General features: G+C 66.0%; 38 protein-coding genes and 1 pseudogene. 16 read left to right on the top strand and 23 right to left on the bottom strand.

The features are described from left to right. Nucleotide 1: 1 nt before the first annotated feature. The 19 genes and pseudogenes from ACIGFL_RS14530 to ACIGFL_RS14440 all read right to left on the bottom strand — a co-directional run bounded on the left by ACIGFL_RS14530 (nucleotide 2) and on the right by ACIGFL_RS14440 (nucleotide 13232). Nucleotides 2–769: a hypothetical protein gene (locus tag ACIGFL_RS14530; protein WP_397497660.1), complete on the bottom strand. Its 768-nt coding sequence runs from the start codon at nucleotides 767–769 to the stop codon at nucleotides 2–4. 11 nt (nucleotides 770–780) lie between these two features. Further along, the gene (locus tag ACIGFL_RS14525; protein WP_397497659.1) at nucleotides 781–1002 is read right to left on the bottom strand and encodes a hypothetical protein; all 222 of its coding nucleotides are present in this window, start codon (nucleotides 1000–1002) and stop codon (nucleotides 781–783) included. Beyond that, complete coding sequence (locus ACIGFL_RS14520; RefSeq protein WP_397497658.1) at nucleotides 999–1439, bottom strand: hypothetical protein; 441 nt, start codon at nucleotides 1437–1439, stop codon at nucleotides 999–1001. Before ACIGFL_RS14520 ends, ACIGFL_RS14525 begins: the two co-directional genes overlap by 4 nt. Continuing rightward, nucleotides 1439–1954 (bottom strand): gp436 family protein, encoded by a 516-nt coding sequence (locus tag ACIGFL_RS14515; protein WP_397497657.1) that lies wholly within the window; start codon nucleotides 1952–1954, stop codon nucleotides 1439–1441. Before ACIGFL_RS14515 ends, ACIGFL_RS14520 begins: the two co-directional genes overlap by 1 nt. Nucleotides 1955–1956: 2 nt before the next feature. Then, nucleotides 1957–2478: a hypothetical protein gene (locus tag ACIGFL_RS14510; protein WP_397497656.1), complete on the bottom strand. Its 522-nt coding sequence runs from the start codon at nucleotides 2476–2478 to the stop codon at nucleotides 1957–1959. A gap of 12 nt (nucleotides 2479–2490) precedes the next feature. Beyond that, nucleotides 2491–3381, bottom strand: a complete 891-nt coding sequence (locus ACIGFL_RS14505; protein WP_397497655.1) for a Mu-like prophage major head subunit gpT family protein — start codon at nucleotides 3379–3381, stop codon at nucleotides 2491–2493. Between the two features lie 14 nt (nucleotides 3382–3395). Further along, a complete protein-coding gene (locus tag ACIGFL_RS14500; RefSeq protein WP_397497654.1) occupies nucleotides 3396–3803 on the bottom strand; it encodes a hypothetical protein in 408 nt (135 codons plus the stop codon). 3 nt (nucleotides 3804–3806) lie between these two features. Beyond that, complete coding sequence (locus tag ACIGFL_RS14495) at nucleotides 3807–4904, bottom strand: phage protease (protein WP_397497653.1); 1098 nt, start codon at nucleotides 4902–4904, stop codon at nucleotides 3807–3809. Nucleotides 4905–5121: 217 nt separating this feature from the next. Next, nucleotides 5122–5685: a phage virion morphogenesis protein gene (locus ACIGFL_RS14490; protein WP_397497652.1), complete on the bottom strand. Its 564-nt coding sequence runs from the start codon at nucleotides 5683–5685 to the stop codon at nucleotides 5122–5124. A gap of 3 nt (nucleotides 5686–5688) precedes the next feature. Beyond that, nucleotides 5689–6918, bottom strand: coding sequence for a PBECR2 nuclease fold domain-containing protein (locus tag ACIGFL_RS14485; protein ID WP_397497651.1), 1230 nt, complete (start codon nucleotides 6916–6918; stop codon nucleotides 5689–5691). After that, nucleotides 6908–8473, bottom strand: coding sequence for a DUF935 domain-containing protein (locus tag ACIGFL_RS14480; RefSeq protein WP_397497650.1), 1566 nt, complete (start codon nucleotides 8471–8473; stop codon nucleotides 6908–6910). Before ACIGFL_RS14480 ends, ACIGFL_RS14485 begins: the two co-directional genes overlap by 11 nt. Further along, the gene (locus tag ACIGFL_RS14475) at nucleotides 8467–10125 is read right to left on the bottom strand and encodes a hypothetical protein (protein WP_397497649.1); all 1659 of its coding nucleotides are present in this window, start codon (nucleotides 10123–10125) and stop codon (nucleotides 8467–8469) included. Before ACIGFL_RS14475 ends, ACIGFL_RS14480 begins: the two co-directional genes overlap by 7 nt. Continuing rightward, complete coding sequence (locus tag ACIGFL_RS14470) at nucleotides 10125–10673, bottom strand: phage protein Gp27 family protein (protein ID WP_397497648.1); 549 nt, start codon at nucleotides 10671–10673, stop codon at nucleotides 10125–10127. Before ACIGFL_RS14470 ends, ACIGFL_RS14475 begins: the two co-directional genes overlap by 1 nt. Nucleotides 10674–10675: 2 nt before the next feature. After that, the gene (locus ACIGFL_RS14465) at nucleotides 10676–10972 is read right to left on the bottom strand and encodes an ArsR family transcriptional regulator (protein WP_397497647.1); all 297 of its coding nucleotides are present in this window, start codon (nucleotides 10970–10972) and stop codon (nucleotides 10676–10678) included. A 7-nt stretch (nucleotides 10973–10979) separates the two neighbouring features. After that, entirely contained in the window at nucleotides 10980–11315 is a 336-nt protein-coding gene (locus ACIGFL_RS14460) for a DUF2730 family protein (protein WP_101194145.1), read from the bottom strand. Next, complete coding sequence (locus ACIGFL_RS14455; RefSeq protein WP_397497646.1) at nucleotides 11315–11476, bottom strand: hypothetical protein; 162 nt, start codon at nucleotides 11474–11476, stop codon at nucleotides 11315–11317. The genes ACIGFL_RS14460 and ACIGFL_RS14455 overlap by 1 nt, the downstream gene beginning before the upstream one ends. Continuing rightward, entirely contained in the window at nucleotides 11476–12099 is a 624-nt protein-coding gene (locus ACIGFL_RS14450; protein WP_397497645.1) for a lysis protein, read from the bottom strand. The genes ACIGFL_RS14455 and ACIGFL_RS14450 overlap by 1 nt, the downstream gene beginning before the upstream one ends. Before the next feature lie 168 nt (nucleotides 12100–12267). Continuing rightward, nucleotides 12268–12921, bottom strand: a pseudogene (locus ACIGFL_RS14445) (transglycosylase SLT domain-containing protein); the annotation flags it as partial. A gap of 14 nt (nucleotides 12922–12935) precedes the next feature. After that, on the bottom strand, nucleotides 12936–13232 hold the full coding sequence (locus tag ACIGFL_RS14440) for a putative holin (protein WP_397497644.1): 297 nt from the start codon (nucleotides 13230–13232) through the stop codon (nucleotides 12936–12938). Nucleotides 13233–13412: 180 nt separating this feature from the next. On the opposite strand from ACIGFL_RS14440, the gene ACIGFL_RS14435 reads away from it, so the two are divergent. Next, nucleotides 13413–13952, top strand: a complete 540-nt coding sequence (locus ACIGFL_RS14435) for a hypothetical protein (RefSeq protein ID WP_397497643.1) — start codon at nucleotides 13413–13415, stop codon at nucleotides 13950–13952. Here the strand turns inward: ACIGFL_RS14435 and ACIGFL_RS14430 are convergent. From ACIGFL_RS14430 to ACIGFL_RS14415, 4 genes are read right to left on the bottom strand one after another with little or no spacing between them, the layout of a single operon-like run. Beyond that, a complete protein-coding gene (locus tag ACIGFL_RS14430) occupies nucleotides 13925–14128 on the bottom strand; it encodes a hypothetical protein (RefSeq protein WP_397497642.1) in 204 nt (67 codons plus the stop codon). The two genes, ACIGFL_RS14435 and ACIGFL_RS14430, sit on opposite strands and share 28 nt — an antisense overlap. A 2-nt stretch (nucleotides 14129–14130) precedes the next feature. Further along, nucleotides 14131–14628 (bottom strand): hypothetical protein, encoded by a 498-nt coding sequence (locus ACIGFL_RS14425; protein ID WP_397497641.1) that lies wholly within the window; start codon nucleotides 14626–14628, stop codon nucleotides 14131–14133. A 17-nt stretch (nucleotides 14629–14645) separates the two neighbouring features. Continuing rightward, complete coding sequence (locus ACIGFL_RS14420; RefSeq protein ID WP_397497640.1) at nucleotides 14646–15299, bottom strand: hypothetical protein; 654 nt, start codon at nucleotides 15297–15299, stop codon at nucleotides 14646–14648. 22 nt (nucleotides 15300–15321) lie between these two features. Beyond that, on the bottom strand, nucleotides 15322–15792 hold the full coding sequence (locus tag ACIGFL_RS14415; protein WP_397497639.1) for a helix-turn-helix domain-containing protein: 471 nt from the start codon (nucleotides 15790–15792) through the stop codon (nucleotides 15322–15324). Between the two features lie 95 nt (nucleotides 15793–15887). Between ACIGFL_RS14415 and ACIGFL_RS14410 the strand changes: the two genes are divergently transcribed. The 15 genes from ACIGFL_RS14410 (at nucleotide 15888) to ACIGFL_RS14340 (ending at nucleotide 24455) form a co-directional block, all read left to right on the top strand. Beyond that, a complete protein-coding gene (locus ACIGFL_RS14410; protein ID WP_397497638.1) occupies nucleotides 15888–16106 on the top strand; it encodes a DNA-binding protein in 219 nt (72 codons plus the stop codon). 32 nt (nucleotides 16107–16138) lie between these two features. Further along, a complete protein-coding gene (locus tag ACIGFL_RS14405; RefSeq protein ID WP_397497637.1) occupies nucleotides 16139–16720 on the top strand; it encodes a hypothetical protein in 582 nt (193 codons plus the stop codon). Nucleotides 16721–16820: 100 nt separating this feature from the next. Then, a complete protein-coding gene (locus ACIGFL_RS14400; protein ID WP_397497636.1) occupies nucleotides 16821–17309 on the top strand; it encodes a hypothetical protein in 489 nt (162 codons plus the stop codon). Then, complete coding sequence (locus ACIGFL_RS14395; RefSeq protein WP_397497635.1) at nucleotides 17302–17562, top strand: hypothetical protein; 261 nt, start codon at nucleotides 17302–17304, stop codon at nucleotides 17560–17562. Before ACIGFL_RS14400 ends, ACIGFL_RS14395 begins: the two co-directional genes overlap by 8 nt. After that, a complete protein-coding gene (locus ACIGFL_RS14390; protein ID WP_397497634.1) occupies nucleotides 17559–17858 on the top strand; it encodes a helix-turn-helix domain-containing protein in 300 nt (99 codons plus the stop codon). Before ACIGFL_RS14395 ends, ACIGFL_RS14390 begins: the two co-directional genes overlap by 4 nt. A gap of 14 nt (nucleotides 17859–17872) precedes the next feature. After that, nucleotides 17873–18151 (top strand): hypothetical protein, encoded by a 279-nt coding sequence (locus ACIGFL_RS14385; protein ID WP_397497633.1) that lies wholly within the window; start codon nucleotides 17873–17875, stop codon nucleotides 18149–18151. After that, nucleotides 18151–19077, top strand: a complete 927-nt coding sequence (locus tag ACIGFL_RS14380; protein ID WP_397497632.1) for a hypothetical protein — start codon at nucleotides 18151–18153, stop codon at nucleotides 19075–19077. Before ACIGFL_RS14385 ends, ACIGFL_RS14380 begins: the two co-directional genes overlap by 1 nt. 2 nt (nucleotides 19078–19079) lie before the next feature. Then, nucleotides 19080–20849, top strand: a complete 1770-nt coding sequence (locus ACIGFL_RS14375) for a DDE-type integrase/transposase/recombinase (RefSeq protein WP_397497631.1) — start codon at nucleotides 19080–19082, stop codon at nucleotides 20847–20849. Next, nucleotides 20849–21094, top strand: a complete 246-nt coding sequence (locus ACIGFL_RS14370) for a hypothetical protein (protein WP_397497630.1) — start codon at nucleotides 20849–20851, stop codon at nucleotides 21092–21094. The genes ACIGFL_RS14375 and ACIGFL_RS14370 overlap by 1 nt, the downstream gene beginning before the upstream one ends. Beyond that, nucleotides 21091–22260 (top strand): ExeA family protein, encoded by a 1170-nt coding sequence (locus tag ACIGFL_RS14365; protein WP_397497629.1) that lies wholly within the window; start codon nucleotides 21091–21093, stop codon nucleotides 22258–22260. The genes ACIGFL_RS14370 and ACIGFL_RS14365 overlap by 4 nt, the downstream gene beginning before the upstream one ends. Nucleotides 22261–22262: 2 nt before the next feature. Then, the gene (locus tag ACIGFL_RS14360) at nucleotides 22263–22736 is read left to right on the top strand and encodes a hypothetical protein (protein WP_397497628.1); all 474 of its coding nucleotides are present in this window, start codon (nucleotides 22263–22265) and stop codon (nucleotides 22734–22736) included. A 2-nt stretch (nucleotides 22737–22738) separates the two neighbouring features. Then, nucleotides 22739–23086, top strand: a complete 348-nt coding sequence (locus ACIGFL_RS14355; protein ID WP_397497627.1) for a hypothetical protein — start codon at nucleotides 22739–22741, stop codon at nucleotides 23084–23086. After that, the gene (locus tag ACIGFL_RS14350; RefSeq protein WP_397497626.1) at nucleotides 23083–23337 is read left to right on the top strand and encodes a hypothetical protein; all 255 of its coding nucleotides are present in this window, start codon (nucleotides 23083–23085) and stop codon (nucleotides 23335–23337) included. The genes ACIGFL_RS14355 and ACIGFL_RS14350 overlap by 4 nt, the downstream gene beginning before the upstream one ends. Before the next feature lie 94 nt (nucleotides 23338–23431). Then, complete coding sequence (locus tag ACIGFL_RS14345; RefSeq protein WP_397497625.1) at nucleotides 23432–23845, top strand: hypothetical protein; 414 nt, start codon at nucleotides 23432–23434, stop codon at nucleotides 23843–23845. After that, entirely contained in the window at nucleotides 23838–24455 is a 618-nt protein-coding gene (locus tag ACIGFL_RS14340) for a DUF3164 family protein (protein WP_397497624.1), read from the top strand. Before ACIGFL_RS14345 ends, ACIGFL_RS14340 begins: the two co-directional genes overlap by 8 nt.

The raw sequence follows: 24455 nt of genomic DNA, 5'->3' as shown, positions 1-24455 counted from the left end.
GTTACACCAGCTCGATGTAGCGGCCGAACTGGCCGAGGTCGCCGGTGGCGGGCTTGCTGGTGTCAATCAGCGAGCTGAAGGTCACCGGCGAACCGGCCAACTGGTTGCCGCTGGTGATCAGCGAGAGCGACTGCAGCAGGCCGGCGGACACCTTGTACAGCTCCACCATGCACTGCGCGCCGTTTTCGGCCAGGTTCACGCCCTTGTAGCGCAGCGAGTAGTACTTGTCCTCGCCGGCGAGGAAGGCCGCTTGCTTGGTGGCGCCGTAGGAATACGCAGCCAGCAGCGGCTGGGTCGGCGCAGGCGAGGTGGGCAGCGCCAGGATCTCGACCTCGCCGAAGACGTCGTAGATGTAGTGGGTACCCTCGACCAGAGTGGCCGGGGTCGGCGTCAGGCTGTCGGTGATCACCAGGTCGCTGACGTTCATGTTGTCGAGCAGGATCTTGTCGCCGTTGGCCGTCGGGTTGGGGAACTCCTCGGCCGAGGCAGTACCGGCGCTGGTCGAGCTGGCCTTGGCCAGGGTGAAGCGGCCGACGTTGTCCACGTCCAGCTGATGCAGGGTGGCGTTCCAGGTCATGCCCCGCTCGATGCCGAAATCACGCGCCATGGACTTCTTGCCGCTGAAGGACTCGCGGTGCTGGATGCGGGTTTCACCGAACTGGCCGGTGAGTTCGGACACGTCGCCGAGCCAGATATAGGCGCCGACAACGCCGGCGGTGATCTCTGCCAGCTCGAACTTGCCCTGGCCGTAGTAGTACTTCTCAGACATGGTTCACCTCGTTATTCGGCTGCCGGAGCGGCGGCTTCGGTGGTGGCTTCAGATGCGATCACCCCATGCTTGCGCAGAAAGTCGCGCTCCGGTGCGGTGACCGAGATGGTGGCGCCTTTCGGCATCGGATCACCGCCGTGCTTGTGCTCCTTGAGCAGCTTCACCCTGAACAGCTCGGGCTTGGCGGCGGGTTTGGCGGCGGGTTTGGCGGCGGTTTCGGGTTGCTTGCTCACGGGGTGCCCCCTAGTACGTGGGTGGTGTGGTAAACGTCGATCCAGAGCACGCGGTCCTGATCGCTATCGAGCACCTGGCCCTTGAGCCAGATGCAGGGGGACCAGTTGCCTGGTGTCCAGCCGATCAGCGCCTCGCGGCCCTTACCGGCAAAAATCGTGGCCTCGTCCATGGCCGCTTCCGCGTGCGGATCGCGGTAGTTCCTGGTGCACATCACCACGCCGAACACTGCCGAAGCGGCGGCCTTGCGGCGCGGCTGGCCACCGTCGGCGGCCGGGTTGCTCTCGGCGGCCAGCACCACGTAGCAAGTGCCGGTGCGGAAATCCTGCAGGCCCTTGAGCGTGTGATAGGCCGCGGCGCCATTGACCTCCTCGAACTCGGGCACCTGCTCGCGCAGGCGCTGCTCGATCAACGAGGTATCCAGGGGCGCGAAGCTCATCAGAATGCCCGCCTGCTGGTGCGATCGAACACGCTCGGTGCGGACTCGAAGCGCACGTCGAGCTGGTTCGGGTTGCTGGCGATCGGATCCTCGCCGCCCAAGCCGAACTTACCGTCGACGATCAGGCCCAGGAACTTCAGCGCGTCCTTGTAGTTGCGCACGATTGGGTCGCTGTCTTCCTTGCCGCCGCGGTCCTTGTGCAGCAGGTAGCGGGCGATATCGCGCACCCAGCCGGTGACCAGCTTCGGCACCGGGCTGAGCGGCAGCGGATAGCTGCGCTTGGCCAGGTAGCCGTCGATCAGGCTTTCGGCCTCGGTGACGGCGTCCTGGATGCGCTGCAGGGCATCATCGGCCACGGCGACCTGGTCGGCCGGCCACGCGCTGCGGTCACCACCGCGCAGGGTGGCTTCCATCAGGTCGGTGGCCACCTGCTTGGCATGCTCCGGGGTGGCCACCTGGGCCAGCTCGCGGGCACCGGGGCGCTCGGCCAGGTCGTCGAGGCTGATGTACTGCATGGTCAGTTCACGCGGTCGCCGACACGGCCGGAGAAGATGCCGCGCTCAACCTTGAGGTTGGGCTCGTTCTCCAGCTGCTCGATCTGCTCGGCCGTCAGCGCGTCCAGGGCGATGCCGAAGCCTTCCCGGGTAAAGCGATAGCCGCAGCGGCGGAAGCCCTGCTCGGGGATGGCGGTGATCCACAGCCCTTCGATATCGCCGTCGTCGTCCTGGTCGTCGTCATCACCAGGTGCAGCGGCATCGCCCACAGACGCCTCGGGCGCGGCAGATGCCGGTTGACTGGTGGTGGCCGCGGCATCGGCTGCGGCCTGGTCGGTATAGGTCGGGGCTTCCTGCCCCATGGAACCGTTCTCCAGAACGGATGCTTCTTTCACGGGTTGTTCAGTGCTGGTCGGGGCGGTCACCTCGGTCGACGCAGCGTTGTCGGTAGGTGCCGCCGGCTGGGTGGCCAGCTGTTCGGCGGCCGCAGGGGCAGCCGCAGCGGCTGCCTGGTCTGCTTTCTGGGTGGTCGACTTACGCGCCATGCATCACCCCCCTTACAGCCACGGCGTGACGAGCACGTCCACGGCGTTGCGGTTGATGTTGGTGGCGCCGTTGGCACCGCGCTCGGCCTGGACGATCTCCAGAGCCTGGGTGCGCAGGGTCGACGGCACAACCAACAGGGTCGGCTTGATGCCCAGCTTCTTGCCCTTGTCGCCGGTCATGGCCTGCATGGCCGCGTAGGCGGCGTTGAAGCTGGCGGCGTCGAGGGTCTGCTTGGAGCCATAGGCCAGTTGCCACAAGCCGTAGCCCGCGTTGAGGCGGGCGTCCACGCCATAGATGTACTCCTTGCGCATGAACACGTTCTCGTCGGTCTCCTTGTCCATGGAGACGAAGTTGTAGTTCTTGCGCTTCTGCAGGATCAGCGGCTTCATCACCCGGCTGGTGTCCAGCAGGTACCAGGCGGTACCGGCGCCGCCCTGGAAGTTGCTCACACTGACTTCCGCGCCGGCCTGATTGGTCACCGGGTGGTCGGTGTCGAAGAAGAACTGGCCGTCGTAGCACTTGCTGGCGAAACCGCCCGCCAGCAAGTCATAGATCAGCGTGGAGGGATGGCTGGCAGCGTCCTGGCCGAGCTGACCCATCAGCGGATTGAAGATCCCGAAGCTGTCGTCCTCGATGTTCTCGCGGGGCACGCCCACGGTGTTCTCGAACGACTTGTTCTTGATGCTGTAGTCATGCAGCACCAGGTTCTGGATCACCCGGTCACCCAGCCATTCGCGGAAGGCGGTGCTGTTGCCCAGCCAGCCGTACTGCTCGACGGAGTTGACCGAGTTCACCTCCAGGGTGAACGGCATGAAGTCAGGCTTGACGCCGGCGAAGGCGTTCTGAAAAGAGGCCTTGTAGCCGGTGAACAGCAGGTTCAGGTTTGCGCGGTTGATGATCATCTGAGTCTTGCTCCTTAGATTTCGACCCAGACGCCTGCGTCATCCACATCGCGGATGATGCCGGCAACCGAGCGGGTGGAAGTGCCATCGGTCTTGGCGACCGTCTGGTCGTCGACGATGTAGGCACTGGCGCCGATATCGGCACGGGTGATCTCGTCGGCCGCGGCACTGTTGGCGAACGGGAACACGCCGCGGCGGGTCTCGATGCGCAGGTCGCCGGCCGCGCCGGCCGAGTTGTCGACCTGCTCCTGGGCGACGCCGCGCGCCTTCAGCGTGGTGGCGGTGGAGCCGGGTACGGCGTTACCGGCCGCGTTCAGGCACACCAGCGAGCCCGCGAAAATTCGGGTGGCAGCGGCTACCGGGTCGGAGAACTGCACGCCATCACGGCGCGCGGTGTTGCGGTCTTTGGTCAGGGCTGCCATCGCTTAGGCCTCCTTCGCGGCTTTGAACTGCTCGGCGGTCAGGCCCATGGCCGAGCAAACCGCCAGCTCGTCCTGGGTCAGGCCAGTTTTCTCGTCCTCGACCGGCGGCTGGCCGCGGGTCTGGCTGCCACCCAGCGCGGCGATCGGCGCGGCCTTGTCCAGGTAGGCGGTCAGCGCTGCGCGGTTGCTCTTGCCGAGTTCGCGCGCCCAGCCCTCCATGGTCTTGTGCAGGCGGCCGTCTTCCAGAGCGGCGGCGATCTGGCCGTCGAGATCCTTCTCGTCGCGCTCGCCCAGGCGGGCGGTCAGCGCGGCCAGCTCGGCCTTGAGGCCATCGACAACCGACAGCGGTACGGACTGAGCCGGGTCGACACTGGCGGCGGCCTTGGCCTTGAGGCCGGTGCAGGCGGCGAGCATCGCTTCGCCACCGGCCTTGTCGTCCAGGCCCAGCAGCGTGCGCAGGTTGGTGGTGTGGGCGGAGAGCGCGGCGACTGCCTGCTCCTCGGTGGTGTTCTCGGCCAGGCCGAGGGCGCCGATCAGCGCCAGCAGCAGTGGGTTCACGGGGTTTTCCTCTGGAGAGTCATCGAAACAGCCGAACGACGCCGCGGCGCGCAGGCTGAGTTCCTGCATGCCGTCGATTGCCGGGGCATTGGTGAGCGCGCCCATCTGCACGTCCAGGACGTCGCCGGTGGTCGGGTGGTAAAGGAACACGGGGGAGAAATACTGGTACTCGCCATCGGCGATGTACTGCGCGGCGCGGGCGGTCAGCTGCACCTGGGCGAACAGGCCTTGGCCTTCGCGCCATTCCAGCGCCTGGTACCAACCGGCAGCGGGGGCGGGCTGGCCGTTCTCTTCCTTGCGCAGGGTCTGGTGCTCGTAGTCGACCACGCGCTTGGTCTTGGTGGAGTGGAAGCGCTCGATCACCTTGCTGGCCACCGCCTGGTTGATATGCCAGGACGGCACCTTGATTTCACGACCATCCGCCGGCTTGAAGTGACCCGCGGGGGTCACCTGCAGCCAGATGGTGTTGTCGTCAGCGACCGCGCCCAGCGAGTAACTGCAGGCGGCGAGTGCTACGGCGAGAGGGAGGCGTTTTCTGTTCATGCCGGCAGCTTGGCGCCGCCGGGCGGGGAAGTAATTTTGACGGGGCAAAAATCTTGCGGCAGGTGTTTTTCGCCGGTTCGCGCGAAGGTGAACCACTGCCAGCCCGCCCACCGTGTTTATAAACGCCCAAACAGCCCCGGAAACGGCAAGAAGCGTCCGTACGCATACAACGGCAGCCCCCAAACGCCTCCAGGGGCCTTCCTGGCGCGTTTTGGCGTTATGCCTCGTTCGGCATCAGGTAACGGTTGGCGATGCCGGCGATGGCGTAGTTGTCGTCGTCGCTGATACCCAGCCAGGGGCGCGCCGGGATCTGGATGGTGTAGGCACCAATGGTGACCCACTGGGCGAAGTTGCTCTTGCGCTTGCTGACGAAGGTGTTGCCCACATCGCCCGTGCGGCCGTCCTGACGGAAGTAGGCCTGCTGACTGCGGGCGGCGATATCGATACTGCCACCGAAGTGCATCATGGCGCCGTAGATGCGGTTGGTGCCGAACAGCAGCTCGTTGTCGCCCACCTGGTAGCGCAGGGTGTTCTTCAGGAAGCCATCGAGCACCAGGATCTTGTCCGGGTTCTTCCGCTTACGCTTGAGGTACCGCGGCGAAAGCGCCCGCCACGGCGTGCCGTCCGGCGAGGCCTGGCTGGCAAAGCGGCGGTCATGGGCGATCAGCAGGTACTCGCCGATATCGCGCAGCATCGGCGCCGGGTCGGCCAGCGCGGCGGCGGCCTCATTGACCACCGCCAGCGCGGCAACCGCATCGAACTCAAGCGTAGCCCCGGCCATGCCTCACTCCTCGCGCCGGTACAGGCGCACGCCCTGGCGCACCAGCTCGGCCAGGCCGCCGCGATCCGGCTCGATATCCCAGCTCCAGGCGTTGCCGGCCAGCTCGATCACCACCAGCTGGGTCAGCTGCTGGCCCAGGTTGAAGCGGCCCAGGTAGCGGCGCAGCACCTGGGATTTGCGCAGCGGCTCGGAGTACTCCAGGCGCGTCCAGATCTCGTCCGGCTGTAACAGCGTTTCCGCCAGCAGTGGCAGCAGCTCGCCTTGGTCCTTGATGGCCGGCGCGCCCGACGGCTGCTCGAACATCGACGGGCCAACGGCGATGCGCTCGCCGAGCACGTCGGTAACCAGCTCGGCGGCATCGAGCAGGGCGCCGAAGGCATCCAGCGCGCGGCGGGCGTACTCCGCATCGGTCATGCCTGCAGGCGGCAGGCTGGCCGGGTCGACTACGCGGGGCGTAGGCAGCGCATCAGGCGCCGGACGGTTGGGCAGGCCTGGCGTGGCTGCGGGAATCAGTTCCTCACCGGCGCGCGGTACCGGCACCCGGCTCTCCAGCCGCGACTGGCCGGGAATGTGCTCGAAGCCGGGGTCGATGCCCACCGGCACCTCGACGGTGCGCGGGCCCTGCGGGCTGCGCTGGCCGATGGTGCGCTGCTCGAACACGATCGGCGGCGCGGTGTCCGGCCCCGTCTTGCCCATGCGCACCAGGTCGTCATAGCTCAGCGCCCGCACGCTGCACTGGCAGCCCCAGGCGTTGACCGGGAAGTGGTACTGCCACCACGGGTCATCCCAGCGCAGCACCATGCCATTCCAGGCCTCGTGCTCCTCGCGCGGGAACTCCACCGCATCGCTGTGCAGGTACTGCCAGAACGGGCGCTCCTGGCGCACGGCCATCAGCTGCTCATAGCGGCCGGCCATGTAGCTGCTGCGCATGTTGGTCTCGTAGATCACCCGCGAGCGCCAGTTGCGGCCGCCGTTGTAGCTCCAGCCGTACTTGGCCACGATGCGGTCGAAGTCCTGGCGGAACTGCTCCAGGGTGGTGCCGCCCTCGATGGCACGCTGCACCGCCTGGTGGAAGTCGGCCACCAGGTCGTCTCGGTTGGCGCCGGCCACGGTGAAGGCGTAGTCGTGCTCGCGGCCGTATACGTCCGTCCAGCCGTTGGTGGGCAGGTTGAGCTTGCGGCGCAGGAACTCGTTCTGCTCGCGGAACGGCAGCGACGTGGCGCTAACGGCCATTGGCGGCCTCCTGGACGATGTCCAGGCGCCCCTGTAGGGCAGCGGCAGCCAGCGCCTGGGCCATGGCCTCGGCGTACTGCTCGATGCTCATGTCCGGCAGCAGCTCGGCCAGGCCATCGCGGATCTGCTCCAGGCTCTCGGCCCGCTCCACCAGCTGGCGAATGCGCGCGATCCACTGGCCCGTCAGCGGCTGCAGGTCATCGTCCAGGCGATCGGCGGCGGTGGTGGCCGGCTTCTGTGCGGTGGCCGCCGCACGCACTGCAGGCGGCTCGGGTGGTGTCGGCACCGATAGCTCGGCCTGCAGCTGCAGCACGTCCTCGTTGTCGGCCGGCTCGGGGATGGCCACCTTCTCCTGGGCCCACTGGCGCGGGATCTTGAAGCCGAGCTTGACCAGGCTGGGCAGCGCATCGGCGTAGACCTTGAGATCCTCGGGCTCCTGGGTGGGGAACACCAGGCGCGGGCAGCGCTTCCAGTTGTCCACCAGGCCGTTGAGCACGGCGATCGGGTACACCAGGTCACGGCTGATGGTGGCGGCCAGCTGCTTGGCGTCGGAGTCGCGCAGGTCCAGGCGCACCTCGTTGTGCACGTTGCCCAGGGCGTTGGTGTTGGTGCCGTCGCCGGTACCGCTGGTGAGCGTGCCGCCCAGGATCACCTTGCTCTGGGTGCGCTCGCACCAGTCGATCATCAGCTTGAACGCGGCCGGGTCGCCCTGGGCGGCGTTGAGGAACTCCATCTCCATGCCGATCGGGATGATGCCCGCCGCGCTGTGCCCGAGCTGGGCCAGCGCCCGCAGCAGGGTCAGCTTCTCATTCTGGGTCGCGCCGCCTGGGTATTTGCCCACGCGCATGGGGATGCCGTAGATCTCCAGGAACTCGGCCAGGTCGCCCACGCTGTAGTTCTTGAACAGGTACGGCCACACCAGCACGCGCATCAGGGCGCTGCGCTCCAGGTAGCCGCTCTTGGCCTTGTGGATGTGGGTGATCCAGGTCATCGGCTGCAGCGGCTCGCCACCCATGGCGCCGCGCAGGCGGATTTCCTGGCGCTTGCCGCGCACCAGCTGGAACCAGGTCTGCGGCCGGTGATCGATGCCCTTCGGCAGCCAGTCGCCGTCCACCCGGTGCCAGCCGTCGAACTCCAGGCAGGCAAAGCCCTTGCCGATGGCGTCGGTCACGTCGAACAGCATGGCCTCGAAGTCATCCAGCCCGGCCAGCAGGCTCTCCAGCGCAGCGGCGGCGTCCTTCTCCTTGGCGGTGGGGTTGGCTGGCGGCACGATCTGCCACTCCAGCTGGGCCACCGCGCGGCGGCGCTTGCCCATCTCGGCGAAGACGTGGCCGTCCTTCTCCTCGATGTCCTCGAACAGCTCGTACTGGGCAACGATGTCGCCTTGCTCGGCGGCATCGAGCAGCGCGGCCAGGCGGCTGGGCGTGAGGCCGCGCGAGGGGTGGTTGCCCACCTCGTGGTGCAGGCTGGTCAGGTGGGCGGTCTGCGGCTCGCGGATCTCGGCCAGGCTGATCGGCTGGCCATCGGGGCCCAGGATGCGGGATGTGGTCACCATGCTGAAGGTTCCGGAAGAGTGAGGTCGGAGTCGTTGTCGTCGACGTTGTCGAAGCCGCGGCTGTGACGCGGAAGAGCGGTGAACTCGATGGCGCCGCCTTCCATGAAGCTGGCCCGCACCGCCATGGCCAGCGACACGGCGCTGTCGCCGTGCCGCTTGGCCTTGCTGTCCTGCGCCTGCAGATCCTTGGTGCGGCCCTTCTCGATAACCGGCACGCCCTTGTCCACCTTGATCGACAACAGATCGTCGAGGCGGGTCTGGTGGCGGGCGATCTGCAGGTTGAAGGCCTCCAGCTCGCCCTTGAGCTTGGGCATCCACAGCGCGTACCAGGCCAGGCTGAGCTGCACCTGGTCGACAATGCCGGCGCCATAGCGCAGCGCGGCCTGCTCGGCCAGGTAGCCGCCGTTGCCGGTGGCGTCGAACGCCAGGCCGCTGAGCCGCGGCAGTCGATCGCAGATGTAGAACATGACCTGCCGCTGCGCCTCGTAGGTGAGGTTGCGCAGCTCGACCTCGAAGGGCACGCGCTTGCGCAGCAGCGGGTCGATCTGCAGCGGCGTGAAAACCGTGAGGTCGCCACGGCGGGCAAAGTCCTCGCCGAAGGTGTGGCGATTGCGCGGGTTGAGGCGAGCCAGCTCAGGCGCCAGGTTCTCCTCGCACCAGGCGAGGATCTCGGCCTCACGCATCTGCGGGGTCCACTGCTCGAAGCCCTCGGGTGCCTCGTAGCGGTAAATGCGGATGGAGTGGTCATTGACCATCGCCTGCTCGATCAGCACCCGACTGAGGTAGGTGCCGCCCGATTTCTTCGGTACGCAGCCGTACTCCTCGTCGGCCGACTCTACGTTGGGGGCATTGCGGTACAGCTTGTCGCGCCATTCCTTCTGGGCTTCAGGCGACCACTCCTGGTTGGTGACATAGCAGATCCGCTTGTACAGCCCCTGGGCCAGAGCGTCGTCGAGGGTAATGCGGTGGATGCTGTAATCCTTGCGGCCCTCGCGTGCGTCCTGGATGTAGCTGTTGAACGCGTTGTCGACGCCGTTGTGGGTGCTGATCAGGCGCACCTTGTTGCCCCACATGGTCAACGCCAGGGCGGCCTTGAGCAGCTCCTCCAGGGATTCATGGAACGCCGCCTCATCGATCACCACATCGCCCTGCAGGCCGCGCAGGTTGCTCGGGCGCGAGCTGAGCGCCTGGATTTTGAAGCCGCTCTTGGGGAAGCGGATCATGTACGCGAGGATCTCCTCGCGGCGCCCATCGTCCCAGAAGGTCTGCTCGTAGACGTCGGCCTGGGCCATTTCGTTGAAGGCGCGGGCGAACAGCGCGCAGGCGGCGATGTATTCCAGCGCCATCTCCTGCTTGCTGCCCACGTAGAAGGTGTTGCACCCGCCCCGGCGCCGCGGCTTGGCGGCATTGATCACGTTGCGGCCGGCCTCGGCCCAGGTCAGGCCGGTACGGCGCGACTTCTCGGCGATCATGATCTGGCTGGTATCGTCGAACCAGCGCTGCTGGTACGGCAGGAAAACGCCCTCGGCCTCCGGTACCGCATCGGCCATGTCCTGGGGCACGACTACGCCATGCAGCTCCAGCTCGGCGGCGAGATCGATCTTGCGGGGCTTGGTCAGCGCCTTGAGCGCCTTGGCTTCTGGCTCGCTCATCAGGCTTTACCCATCAGCACGCGGCGGATTCGATCTTCGAACTCCTCGCTCATGCCATCGCTGCCGCGCATCTCCTCCAGGCGCTGTTCCTGCTCGGCCAGCAGCGCCTCGCGGGCCTCACGCTCGATCGCCTTGCGTTCCTCGCGGCTGGCCTTGCTGGCCTGCAGCACGTCCTTTGCGGCGCGGGCGAGCTTGCGCACGTCGTCGATGGTGGTCTCGTCGTCCACCTGGGCGCCCAGGGCGGCGTGCGTGGTCAGCGTCTGGATCGACTGCACCATCAACGCGCCGGCCTTGTCGTTGGGGTTCTCGCCCAGCTCCTCGACCAGCAGGCTGGCCATGGCCTGCTGCTCGCGCAGCCGCTTGGCCATCTCGTCGAAGCTGACCTTGTAGCGGCCGATCGCCGAGCGGCTGGGCTTTTCCGCGCTGGGGAAGTGCTCGTGCAGATCCTCGATCAGCTCGTCCAGGGTGAGGCGACGCTCGCGCAGGCGCTTCTCGATGTGCGTGCGGACTGCCGGATCTAGCCGGTCGATGCTCGACTTGCGCCCCATGGTCAGGGCCTCGGCTTGCTGACGCCCGGCACCGAGGCGCGGCCGGCGGCCACGTCGCCACCGCGCTCGGTCAGGGTCACGACCAGGACGGAGCCGATGTCCTCGATCGACACCAGGCCCTGCTCGCCGAGCCATACGAGGTCGCCCTTCACCTGGTCGCGGCTCGGGTGATGCCCGAACTGGCCCAGCAGGCTGGCGATCACCGAGGAGTTGGAGCGGTACTGCGGCACCTCGGAGAGGATGCGCAGCATCACCAGGCGTTGATCCTGGCGCAGAAAGTCAGCGTATTGAGTGCTCATCGCGGCCTCACTTGTTGTTCAACAGGTATTCGTTCATGCGCTCAACCGCGCGGGCCAAAGGGTCGAGCGCCTTGGTTACCCCCGCGATCTCGACCTTGATCGCCTTCATGTCGCCGGCCAGGTCGGCCAGTTCGCCCGCCAGTTCGGTCAGTTGCTCGCTATCGGGCAGGTGGTTCATGCGCTGTTCCAGCACCAGGATGCGGTTGTCCTGCCCGTTGAGCCGGCCGGCCAGCTGCTCGGCATCGGCCTTGGAGCTGGCCTTGCGGGCGCTGCTGATGGAGAACAGCCCCACCGCAACGGTGAAAACGAACTGGCCGGCGCGCAGCATGTAGTCGAGATCCATCAGGCCCCCTGCATTACGAGATAGATGGCGCCGACCAGCAGCAGAGCTGCCGTTGCGACCCTCCACTTCCTGCGCCGGTAGGGCTTCTCCGTCAGGAGCACCCAAAGCAGGGATGCCAGAGCAACGAACGCCAGTTCGCACCATTCCTTCAGCCGTTTCATCAGCGTTTGTCCTTGTCGTGGAGGTCGATCAGCGCGTTCAGCTGCGCAAGGTTGGCGAGCGCCCAAGCGCCGTAGTCACGCGCATGGGCCAGGATGTCAGCCGCGGCAATGCCGCTTTCCAGTAGTTCGGCGTCAGAGCCGGGGGCGGGCCAGGCCGCCGCTTGAGAGCCGGCGTAGGCTCGGCAGCTGGGTGGAGCTGGGGCAGTGGCTCCAAGGGCTGTGTTGAAGTCGCGCAGCCAGCCACAAGTGACAACGAAGCGAGGAGCAGCCACAGGGGCAGCGCCACGCGCGGGCGTGTATTGGGTCGAGACACGGGCAATGCGCTCCTGTGTGAGTTGTTGCTTGAGTCGGCCGATCTCTTCCTGGGCATCCAGGAACACCCGCTCGGCCTGGTTGGCGCGCTCCACCTGCTGGCGGTAGAGCACCAGGTTCTGCTCGGCGGCGTCGGCGCGTAGGGTCTGGTGCTCCAGGCGCAACGCGGCCAAGGCTTCGGCGCCCTCGGCCTTGGCAGTGCGGTGGCCTAGGTCGTACTGGGCTCGGCCGTACGACCACATCTGAAACATCAGCACGGCGAACAGCGCGAAGTACCAGTGCTCAATGAGCCAACCGATCACCTTTCTCATCGCCGCCCCTTACGCCTGAACTTGCGCGGCAGCCGCGGCGCGTGGCGCTCGCGGGGCGGTGGCGAGGCGAACAGCTCGGCGGCAGCCAACCAGTTCCGGGAGCAGGCGGCAGGCGAACTGCTGGTCAACATGGCGAGCAGAAACAGCGTTGGGATCTTCATGGCGGCTATACCTGTCGGCGCACACGCCAGGGCCCCAGCCGGCAGCCGCATACATGGGCTCCCAGCGCAGCAGGATGGCGCGCGGGTAATGGCGGTTCTCGCGGAAGTTGCTGGCCGAGCGGCCGGAATTGTGCCGCTCGACTTGACCGAACCAGGCCAGCGGATCGGCCCCCATAGCCGATGCCAGCCTGCGGTCGCGGTTCACCCAACCCTGCCCGCCGTTGTAGCCGGACAGCACGAACGCCCAGCGATCGCACTCGCTGATGGCCTGGTTTCTCTCGTACAGCCACAGGTCGAACGCCACCATGGCGCGCAATGCCCAACCCGGGTTGTACGGCTGCGCCGGGCCCAGGCTGCGCGGGTACAGCTCGGCCATCCAATCGGCGGTGGCGGGCATGAACTGCGCCAGGCCCTGGGCGCCGACGGGCGAGCGAGCGTCGACGCGCCAGGCGCTTTCCTGATGCACCTGGGCGGCGAAAGTGGCGATCGGCGCATCCAGGCCCCAGCCGGCATGCGCAGCGCGCACCAGGGTGCGGCGATGCTGCTCGGCGGCGCTCGGGATGCTGGCGACGGCCGGCTGGCAGCTCGCTACCAAGAGCGCGATCGCGAGCAGCAGCCAGCCGAGCACGCTGCCGACCACCGATACCAATACACACCACATCACGGCGCGCATGGTCAGAGCCCCAGCGTCATGCCGAGCACACAGGCCAGCACGATCACTGCGCGACGCATCCAGGCGCCAACAATGTGGATGCCACCGATGCACTGGTGCGGGCGGTCGGCGTAGGGGTACAGCGAGCGGTCGATCCAGTAGGCCAGCGTGGCGGCGATGGTCACCAGGGCGGCCTTGTACAGCACCACCTGGAGCTGCTCGGGGCGGATGAAATACAGGGCCAGCAGCAGGCCGACGCTGATGATCGTCCACAGCCACATGCGCGGCAGGCGCTGGCTGGGCGTGCAGGATTTGGACATGGTGTGCGCTCCGGGTTCGGCCATCCGTGGCCTGTGGCTGTGCTCATACCGGCAATCCGACCGGGGGAGAGATCACAGCTTCACCTCGCGCGCGCGCGGAGTAATTTGGACGCGGCAAAAATACATAGCCGCATAGAGGGGCGCAGGATCAGCCATCCGTAACCAACAGAGGGCGACCCCATGCACAAGATCGACGCCGAACGCCTGGCGATTCTTCGCCAGATTGTCGACTACAGCATTCAGTCAGGTGAGAGCCTGGCCAGCTTCAGGGCGCGGGCCGAGGCGATATTGCGCGAGCCCGACCAGCCTACTCAGAGCCTGCTTGAGCGGGCCTTGGAGTTACATCGCGCAGCGCCGGCCAGGCGCACCGCCGTTGAAGAAGAGGCGCAGCGCAGGCTTGCCGATAAGGGTGAAAACACGCCCGCAGGCGACTACGTGGCGGAACTCGCCAGCAGGCTGTTCATGGAGCAGATACGGCTCAATCCTGATCTGTGCCGCCAGATTCTCGGTATAGATCAGCAGCAACCGCCATCAGAGACAGAGCCTGTCAACGTCCTCGAGGTCGCCGCTCGCATCATTGCCCTGTTACGCGAACACCTGGCAGGGACGAATGATGGCGACCTGCAGGACGCCCTCTGGCTGGCGTTCCTGGGGCTGCACGGGCCTGGCGCGGCCAGTGCAGCGCTGGAGCGTTACCGGGTCATTGTCCCCAGCAAGTGATCGTAAAGCGCCTCGACGATCTCAGGCAGGCTATGGCCTGCCTGCTTTTCCTCCATTCCCAGCCATTGCAGGTCGCGTAGGTTTAATACCTCGTTGCGGTTTTTCACATAGCTCTGCGTCAACTGCACGGCCAGCTTCAACACTTCACGCTTGGTCTCTTCGGTCAAGTCACTCATCTTCACTGCCCCATGATCATCCGATACCGGCGCTTGTACTCCTCGTAGCTCAGCCCCGGCGTGTTCTGCAGCTCCAGCAGCTGCTGCTCCTTGGTCGCGCCTGTCACGGTACTGACCGGAGCAGCCGCTTGACTGGCAGGGGCTAGCGGCATGCTGTGCTCTTGCTGCCGGCCGGCGTAGTTGCAGCGCTGCCGCGACTTGGCGTCGCTGAGCTGGGCCAGGCGCTTGTTGGCGCTGTCCACGGCGGCGTCGCGCTCCATCAGGTTGCCGATGCCGAAGTCGCCCAGGAACGACAGCACCGAGCGGCCGTCGAACTTGGCCTCCTGGCGCACGTGCGAGAGAAAGCCATGCACCTTGGCTTCCTCCAGGTCGATCTCGCGGCAGGTCATCGTCTGCCGCTCGAACGAGGTCAGCTCGGGCTGCCGCCCGTAGTTCTTGGTGGAGCACCCCGTAATAGCCGCCACTGCCGCCAGCCCTAGCACCATCGCCTTCTTGTTCATTCCCTAGCCCCTCGCTCTCAGAAAATACGGCCGATCACGACGCCGGCCAGCAGTACCGCACTCATATGCCATGGGTGGGCCACCGCCAACTGCCGGAAACCGCCGACCGACAGCGGCGCGGCCACGTGCCGTGGCGCCTGGTATTCGTCCACATAGCGCAGCACCGCCTTGAGCTGCTCGGGCCTGAGCCGGGTCAGTGAGGTGCTGCCAAATTCGCGCGAGCAGAAGCGCATCATCTGCTGGTAGATGCCCCGCTGCTTGGCCACTTCTTCCACCTCGTCCACCAGGCGCTTGGCGTGCGCCTGTGCATGCAGCTGCTCGGCATGGTCGAGCAGCGCTTGCTCGGCCTCGGCGAATTTGTCCCGCGGGATGTCCTCGATGGAGCTGACACCGGTACGGGTATGCACCACCTCTTTCCAGAGCAGGCGCGGGTCAGCCTGGTGCTCAGTGCTGATCTCGGTGACCAGCCGGTTGAGCCGGCGCCGCTGCTCGGGCGACAACAAGTCAGGCGCGGGCGCGCTGTTGATGTTCACCTGCGTGCCGCCCAGGTTGATATGGCCACCGCCCTTGATTTTGATCGGCGCCGCCGCCGGCGGGCACTCCTCGGGCAGCTCGCCCCGTTCGTCCTTCAGCATCTCGGCCAGCTTGGCCAAACGATCGTCGCTCTGCATGACAGCTCCTTCCCTTGCTACTTCAGCGATTCACCACCAGCTTCAAAATCCGTTCGACCTTGGGCTCATCCAGGGCCGGTTCGTCTGCCAACACGTTGTAGACCTCCGCCGCCACCGCCACCAGGCGTTTGGCCGGCCAGCGCCGGCCGGCCTGCGAGGCATAGGCCTCCAGCAGGTCAACGATGCGTGCCAGACGCTCTGCATCGATCAGTGGCACCGCGCCTGGACCCGTGACCGGATTACCCATTTCAGTCACAACGGTCGTCGTCGACCGATGTGACTGACCAGTCACAGTCGATGCGCGTTGACCCGTAACGACATAGAGCACGTCCATTCCAACCCCTGCCAGCACCTCTAGCTGCGCTGCCGTGGGTGAAGAAACCCCTTTCTCCCAGTCAATGACTGTCCTCTTGGCCGCCCCTGCAACCTCAGCCAGCAGCGGCTGGGTAAGGCCTAGCCGCTTGCGTTCTTCTTTCAGTCGCTCACCAAGCATGCAGTTATCCGCACTTTTTCTTGACAGGTGCAGATATCCGCACCATCATCAATCACACAACCAACATTCATCTTTGCATCACAGGAGCCACCGCCATGGCCACTGCAACCAAAGCCCTAACCGCCGAGCAGGTGAAGCAACGCTTCAAGGCTCGCGGCAAAACCTTCACTGCCTGGGCCGAGGAGAACGGTTACACCCGCAACGAGGTGTACCGCGTGCTCAACGGCCAGGCCAAAGCCAACTACGGCAAGGCTCATGAAATCGCCGTGAAGCTCGGCATGAAGCTCCCGGACGAAGAAGCTGCCGCCGCTTAACCGCCAACCACCACCGAGCGAGGGACACCGCCATGTCCAACCAGCCGCAAGTCGTGACCGAAGAGATCGAACTGACTCCCCATCCCATGGACGCCTGGCGCGCCGCGCTCGATGCGCTGATCGCCTGCGCCCCCGGCGATGAAACTGCCATTGCCTGGCACCTGCTCGATGCCAGCAGCCAGCTGCCGGCCAACCGCGGCGCCATCGAGCAGCTGCTGCATGAGGCTACCCGCGCCAACGGCAAGTGCCTGCTGACCGAGGCGCAAGCTAAGCAGCGCCTGGAGCAGAGGTTCGCCGGTTGCGCGTTGGATGCGCTTGGCTTCACTCGTCTAGCCCCGTGGATAGGTATCGATCTCTCTGCTGCCGGTTCTCGCGAGCAACAGCCAACTGGTCAATCAGGTACTGCATCGTCCGGTGAGCATGAGGCTCAAACGCCGCCCCATTCCAATGCGCCGACAACAACGATCGCTCTGTCGATTCAGGCGCAAGCGTCCCCTGGACTTCTAGTGCAGCAGCTATGTGAAGCCAGGCGCGAGCCAGAGCGTGAATCTGCCCCTCGATCTGCAGCAGGCGAATCTCTTCTACGTCCATTAGGCGGCTCCTCATGCCGGTGAATGTACCCCAACAGGCTGGCCTTTTGGTAACGCCTTTGCCAAGGGCGAAACAGCGTTTTTGTTTAGAAGCCGCGTAGACGGCTGAAAGGAGCCCCATCCAATGTCCCGCCGCAATTGGAAACACTGGGTACCACGCTCGCCCGCCGAGGCGATGGAGGGCTGTGCTCAACGCGCCCTGGAGCGCCACAACCGTGGCATCGAGCGCCTGGCCTGCGACCACCTCGGGCAGAACAACGCCAGCACCCTCTACAAGTGGATGGGCAACGGCAAGTTGCCGCTGAGCCTGATCCTGCCGCTGGAGCATGCCTGCGGGCTGCCGCTGATTACCCGCTACCTGGCCGCCGCCCACGGCAAGCTGCTGGTGGACATCCCCGTGGGCAAGGCCTGCAACGCCAGCGACGTGCAGCAGCTGCAGGGCGTGCTGCACAACGCCACCGGCGCGCTGATGGCCTTCTACGCCGGCCAGCAAACCGCCGAGCAAACGCTGGACGCCATCCGCGCCGGCCTCGAATCCCTCGCCTGGCACCACGGCAACGTGGCCCAGCACGACCACCCGCAACTCGACCTCGGAGGCCCCGACGATGAGTAAGCCGACCAACATCGTGGCGCTGCTGCGCCGCCTGGACGAACAGGCCCTGGAGCAGCTTTGCCAGGAGGTGACGCGCCTCGACGAAGAGAACGCCAGCCTGCGCACCGAACTGGCCCGCATGGAGGACAACGCCGAAGGCTGGCGTGAAGAGGCCATGAGCCTGCACGAGCAGCTGGCAACCGCCCTCGGCGGCCAGCCCGGCATAACCCAAGCCGGCGCTCTGGTCGTCGTCCCTATGGAGCGCCGCGCATGACCACCAAACGCACCCACGACAGCGTCCGCCGTGCCATGCGCCTGCTCAAGGCCCTGCGCGGCCACACCCTGACCGGCCTCAGCAATGTCGAACTGGCCAAGGCCCTGGACGAGAGCGCGGCGAACGTCACCCGCTACGTCGACACCCTGGAAGAGGAAGGCTGGGTGACGCGGCTGCCCACCGGGCGCATCGCGCCGGGGCTGATGTTCCTGCAATACGCCATGGCCACCGCCGAAGAGTTGCAGCGGGGACAGGCACGTATCACTGAAATCCAGGCGCGCATCAGCGCCCACTGACCGAGGAGCACCACATGGACTACCTGAAACTGGCCGCCGCACTGCTGAAGGACGAGCCACCGCGCAGCGAACCGTTTCGCCAGGGCCTGGCAGCAGTACTACGCAACCGCATCGACCAAACCCTGGTGAACAGCCCGTACCAGCCGGGCAGCGTCGAGGACGATGCCTTTTTCGCCGGCCGCATGCGCGCCCACAACGAGTTCCGCAATGCCTTGATCGAGGCCAACGGCAACCGCTACCAGGCCATCCTGCGCCTGCAGCGCCTGGCCGGTGAAGAACGGAGGGTTGCCTGATGGCTCGCAACCCCTCAACCGAAATCGAGCTGCAGGCCGACAACACCGAGCAAGGCCAAACCCTGCTGGCCGCCCAGCAGCAGGTAGCCACGCTCACCGCCGAGCACGAGCAGCAGGTGCGCGCCGTGGCCGCCCAAATGGGCTACCAGCTGCCGGCCGACTGCACCGACCCGGATCTGATCCAGCGCGATATTGCCGCCAATATGCGCCGCAGCGTCGAGGCCTGCCTGGAAGTTGGGCGCGGGCTGCAGGTGCTCAAGACAGCGTGCGGCTACGGCAACTTCCAGGAGCGACTCGACACGCTGGGCATTGATGACGGCGTGGCACGTAAGTTCATGCGTTCAGCTGTGCGCTTCGCCAGCCTGGGCAGCAACTCCGCTCTGACCAAGGCCATTGGCAACCAGGCCAAGCTGTTCGAGATGCTCGTCCTGGAAGACGAGGAAATCCAGGAGCTGGAACTCACCGGCCAGACCGGCGAGCTGACTCTCGACGACGTGGCCACGATGAGCGTCAAGGAACTGCGCAAGGCCCTGCGCGAGGCCCGCGAAACCGTCAGCGCCAAGGAACGGGTGATGGCGGACATCACCGCCAAGAACAACCAGCTGGCCACCGAGCTGGCCAAAAAGCCCAAGGTCATCGTCGTGCAGCCCATCGAGGAGGCCAAGCAGCTGCGCCAGGAGGTGGTGGCCACCGCCTACGAGGTGGAAGGCACCCTGCAGGGCACCCTGCGCAAGGCCTTCGCTGACCTGGAGCAGTTGGCCCAGCAGACGGGGGAGGATCACCGCAGCTTCAAGGCCGCCCTGGTGCGCAACCTGGAGGTGACGCTGATGGCCATCCGCAGCGAGTTCCACCTGCCCGAGCTGCACCCTGACCAGTTGCCCGGCTGGCAGAACCTGCTCGGCCTCGACGACCTGGCCGAGGGCTGACCATGAACCCCATCCATGCCCAGGAGATTCTGGCGGCCTATGGCCAGGCCCAGCAGGCCGGCGCCAACCGCACCGCGCTGTATGCGGCCACGGCGGCACGGCTGGGCATGTCGCTGGCCACCCTGTACCGCAAACTGGAGGTACTGACCGTGAAGGACAAACCGCGCAAGCAGCGCAGCGATGCCGGCAACACCAGCATCCCGCTGCGCGAGCTGCAGCTGCTCTCCGCCCTGCTGGTGGAGAGCATCCGTAAAAACGAAAAGCAGTTGTCATCCATCAAGCTGGCGGTGGCGCGGCTGCGCGCCAACGGCCTGATCCGCGCCGAGGCGCTGGACAGGAAAACCGGCGAGCTGCGGCCGATGAGCGAAAGCGCCATCACCCGCGCGCTGTACCAGCACAACCTGCACCCCTCGCAACTGCTGGCCCCTGCGCCGGCCGTACCGCTGTCGAGCAAGCACCCCAACCACGTGTGGCAGATCGACGCCTCGATCTCCACCCAGTTCTACCTGGACGACGACGGCGCCCGCACCATCAACCCGGCCGAATACTACGACGGCAAGCCGGCCAACCTGAAGAAGATCGAGCGCAAGCGCCTGTGGCGCTATGTGATCACCGACCACGCCAGCGGCGCCATCTACGTGCAGTACGTGCTCGGCGCCGAGAGCGCGGAGAACCTCTGCCACGTGCTGATCTGCGCCATGCAGAAGCGCGGCGAGAGCGACCCGTTCCACGGCGTGCCCTTCATGATCATGACCGACCCCGGCGCGGCCATGACCTCGGCGATGTTCCGCAACCTGTGCCAGGCCCTGGGCATCGAGCTGATCATCAACAAGGTGGGCAACGCCCGCGCCAAGGGCCAGGTGGAGCAAGCCCACAACATCGTCGAATGCGAGTTCGAGAGTGGCCTGAAGCTGGAGAAGGCCGAGAGCCTGGCGCACATCAACGCCCGCGCCGGCGAGTGGATGCGCGCGTTCAACGCCACCGCCATTCACAACCGCACCCGCCGCACCCGTTATGGCGTGTGGATGCTGATCAAGCCCGAGCAGCTGCGCATCGCCCCGCCAGCCGAGGTGTGCCGGGAGATGGCCACCTGCGCGCCGGAGCAGCGCCAGGTCAATGTACTGCAGCAGGTGTCGTACCGCGGCGCGCTGTACGACGTCAGCAGCGTGCCAAGGGTGATGGTGCACGCCAAGCTGCTGATCACCCGCAACCCCTGGCGCGACGCGGAGAGCGCCCAGGTGGTGCTGCGCGACGAGCACGGCCACCAGACCCTGTACGTGGTCGAGCGCCTGGACCGCGACGAGCACGGCTTCGTCGAAGGCTCGGCGATGATCGGCGAGGAGCACAAGAGCCGCGCCGAAACCCCGGCCCAGGTGGCGCGCAAGGTGCTGGAGCAACTGGCCACCGGCGCCGACAGCGAGGAAGGCGCCGAGCAGGCGCGCAAGGCCAAGGTCACGCCGTTCGGCAGCGCCATCGATCCGCACAAGCACCTCACCGACACCACACTGCCGGCCTACCTGCCCAAGCGCGGTACCGAGCTGGAAACCCGCGTCAGCCTGGCCGGCCTGGCCTCGGTGGAGCTGCCCAAGCTCAACCGCATCGAGCTGGCCAAGGCGCTGCGCGCCCGCCTGGGATCGGCCTGGACGCCCGAGTCCATGGAATGGCTCAAGGCCAACTACCCCGATGGCGCCATGGAGGAGCAGCTCGACAGCATCGTCGCCCAGCTGCAGGCGCCAGTACGGACTGGTCTGCGCCTGGTTGGGGGTGAGTGATGACCGGATTCAGCGTATCGCCGCACAAGATCCTGGTGCAGAAGTGCTGCGCCAACGGCTTCGCGGGCGAGTTCTACCGGGATGAGAAGTCCGCAGCCATGCAACTTCTCTGGGTGCACTTGGTACACGCCGAAGACCAGCGAGCCGCACTGTCCTCTTTGCGCGCGGATCTTGAAAGCCATCTGGCGGATTTTTCCCGCGAGTGGCTTGAGCCGCAGCCTGCCGACCAGGGAGATGAGCCATGAAACGCCTCAAGCACGTACTGGCCAGCGTAGGCAAGGGCCAGGCCGACCTGGCCAGGGCGGTGAAGCTCAGCCCGGCGGCGATCGCCCAACTGATCAACCACAACCAGTGGCCCAAGAGCATCCCGCAAAACCAGATGGCCTGGGCCATCGTCGAGTACCTGATGCAGAACGGTGCGCAGTTCGATACCGCCCGCTCTGCATTCGAAGAAGTGGAGCCGCCGCGCGCCAACGCGGCGGCCCCTGCAACCCCGGAAACCAATCACGAAAACCAGGAGTGCCCCGACATGCTAATGGCTAAACAAGTGCTGCGACCAGACACCAAGCGGGCCTTCGGCTTGCACCGCGACCCGTTCGACGAGCTGAAGGCCGCCGATGAGATGTACCTCAGCGGCGATATCCGCTACATCCGCGAGAGCATGTACCAGACCGCGCGCCATGACGGCTTCCTGGCCGTGGTGGGCGAGTCCGGCGCCGGTAAGAGCACCCTGCGCCGCGACCTGGCGCACCGCCTACGCAATGAGCCGGTGATCGCCATCGAGCCCTACGTGCTGGGCATGGAGGACAACGACACCCGCGGCAAGACCCTCAAGGCCACCCACATCGCCGAGTCGGTGATGGCCGCCGTGGCGCCGCTGGAGAAGGCCAAGTCCAGCCCCGAGGCGCGCTTCGCGCAGATGCACGCCACCCTCAAGGCCAGCCACGGTGCGGGCTTCCGCCACGTGCTGATCATCGAGGAGGCGCATTCGCTGCCCATCCCCACGCTCAAGCACCTCAAGCGCATGCGCGACCAGCTGGAGCACGGCTTCGACAAGCTGCTCAGCATCATCCTGATCGGTCAGCCCGAGCTGCTGATCAAGCTCAGCCCGCGCAACGGCGACGTGCGCGAGGTGGCCCAGCGCATCGAGATCGCCCAGCTGCAGCCCATCCCCAAGGGCGAGCTGGAGCAGCACCTGGCGTTCCGCTGCGGCCACGCCGGCAAGAAGCTCGACGAGCTGATCGACGCCAGCGGCATCCACGCCATCATCGAACGCCTCGGCAGCTCCGGCCGCGACGGCGCCAGCCAGCTCTACCCGCTGGCGATCGGCAACCTGTTCAACGCCGCGCTCAACCTGGCCGCCGAGATCGGCGAGAGCCGCGTGACGGCTGATGTTGTGAAGGGGGTGTAGTCATGGCCACCAAGCAAGAGCGAATCCAGGCGTACCAGGACTACATCACCCGCGAGACTTCATTTGGCGTCAAGCACCTGGACTACTTCTGCCCGCACTGCCGCTTCGAGCTGAAGACGCGGCAGCCGGCGGATGGCGAAGCCTGGGACTCCCTGAGTACTTGCCCCAGTTGCGACGGCCTGTTCTACCGCTGGGCGCGCGATCAGTCGGTCGAGGTGCATGTTGAAGGCATGCGCACGATGCACAACCAGGAGCTGATGGACCTGTTGATGGATGACAGCCGCCACGGGTCTCTGCTGCATGCCTTCCTTTTTACCGCCATCGGCCACTACTGCGACGGCATCGCGATGTCTCCGGCCGGCTTCATGGATGGTCACCTGGTCGATGAAGAGTCCTGGCGGGCGATCGCCAAGCACGTCGGCGGGTTTATCAAACAACGTCCGCTGGTGAAGGACGCCGAATACGAGGAGGAATGACCATGCCTGCCGCCAACATCGTTCCCCTCAGCGCCCAGGTCGCCGCCGATATGGCCCGCCAACATGCGCTGCCGATGTGCACCGTGCTCACCCCTGAACTGGCCGACAAGCTCCGGGCCGTCAACGACATGACCCGCCTGCGCGCGGTGGGCGTGCGCGTCGAGGCGGCATCGCCGCTCGACGCCACGCTGTTCATCAACGCCGAAGACTCCGACCAACTGGCTGCCGCGTTCCGCAGCGAATGGCGCAGCCCGACCTGGAGTACCCGGGGCACCAACACCATCAACCGCGTCCGCCTCGGCGGCTGCCAGATCTGCTGGCTGACGCCGGCAAAGGGGCTGCCGTCATGAACCAGGCCGAGCAACTGCAGCAAGAGCTGGCCGATATGCAGGAGTCCCTGCGCCGCATGGACGATCGCTACAACCTGCTGTCGATGGCGCTCCAGCAGCTCACCCAGGCCAGCAATCTGCTCTGCAACCAGATCGCGGTGATGTGCGAGGCCCATATGGCCGGCGATAACGCGCTGGTCATGCGCCAGGTCGAGCAGTTCACCAACGCGTACCGCGCCAACCTCAAACCCGCTGACGGGAGGGTGCACTGATGCTCGCCCTGACCTGGTTCATCTACGGCTACCTGCTGCGCCGGCCACTGCGGCGCCTGCAGGTGGTCTGGCACACCAACAGGGAGGTTCTCCCATGACCAGCATGACCAAATCCGCCGTCCAGCTCACCGTCGAACGCCGCCTGCGCGAGGCCCTGGAGCTGCTCAAGCGCAGCGCCGGCTACGCCTCGTCCTACCCGAGCATCGGCGGCCACAAGCTCAACGACGAGATATGCCAGTTCCGCCACGACGTACTGGCCGAACTCGACCACGCCACCCACGAAGCCGAGAAAGGCCAGGCCTCGGCAGCCCTAGCCTGGCCTTCCTCGGCAGAAGGCGTCGTGCAGATGCTCCACGAACCCCACAACCGCGCCATGTGGCACACCAACTGCGCGATTGGCCGGTTCGACTCCCCCATGCGCCCGGTCGGCGCCGAGTGGGAGTGCGTCTGCTGCGGCGCTCGTGCTGCCTATCCGAAACCTAAGAAGGAGGAGCCATCCCATGGCTGATACCAACATCCCCGCGGGCTTCGTCAAGAACGCCGCCGGCCACCTGGTGCCGGAGCACCAGGTGCGCGAGCACGACAAGCTGCGCGACAGCATCGCCCGCGAGCTGGCCAACCAAGCCGTGGCCATCAGCGAAGCCCTGGCGGCATTCAAGAAAAAGGCCCTGGCCGATATCGACGACCTGATCGCCATCTCCCTGGAGCGTTACAACGTCAAGCTGGGTGGCAAGAAGGGCAACGTATCCATCACCACCTACGACGGCGAGTTCAAGATCGAGAAGGCCCTGGCTGATCGGCTGTGCTTCACCGAAGAGATCCTCGCCGCCAAGGAACTGATCTACACCTGTATCCGCAAATGGAGCAAAGGCGCCGACGACGACCGGCACCTGATGGCTGTGGTTGACCGCGCCTTTACTGGCCGCAACGGCGAGATCCGCACCAACGATGTCCTCAGCCTTCTGCGTCTGGAGATCGATGCCCCTGAGTGGAAAACCGCGATGCGCGCCCTGAAGGATGCCATCCAGGTCAACGGCAAGGCCGTCTACATCCGCATCTACAAACGCACCGGAGACGACCGCTACGAGCCCATCAACCTGAGCCTGGCGGGGGTGTGA

Origin of the sequence: Pseudomonas sp. NPDC077649, assembly GCF_044542855.1 — a bacterium.
Lineage (GTDB): Bacteria > Pseudomonadota > Gammaproteobacteria > Pseudomonadales > Pseudomonadaceae > Aquipseudomonas.
Note: the sequence above shows the minus strand (reverse complement) of the source record. Positions and strands in the feature narration are given on the sequence as shown.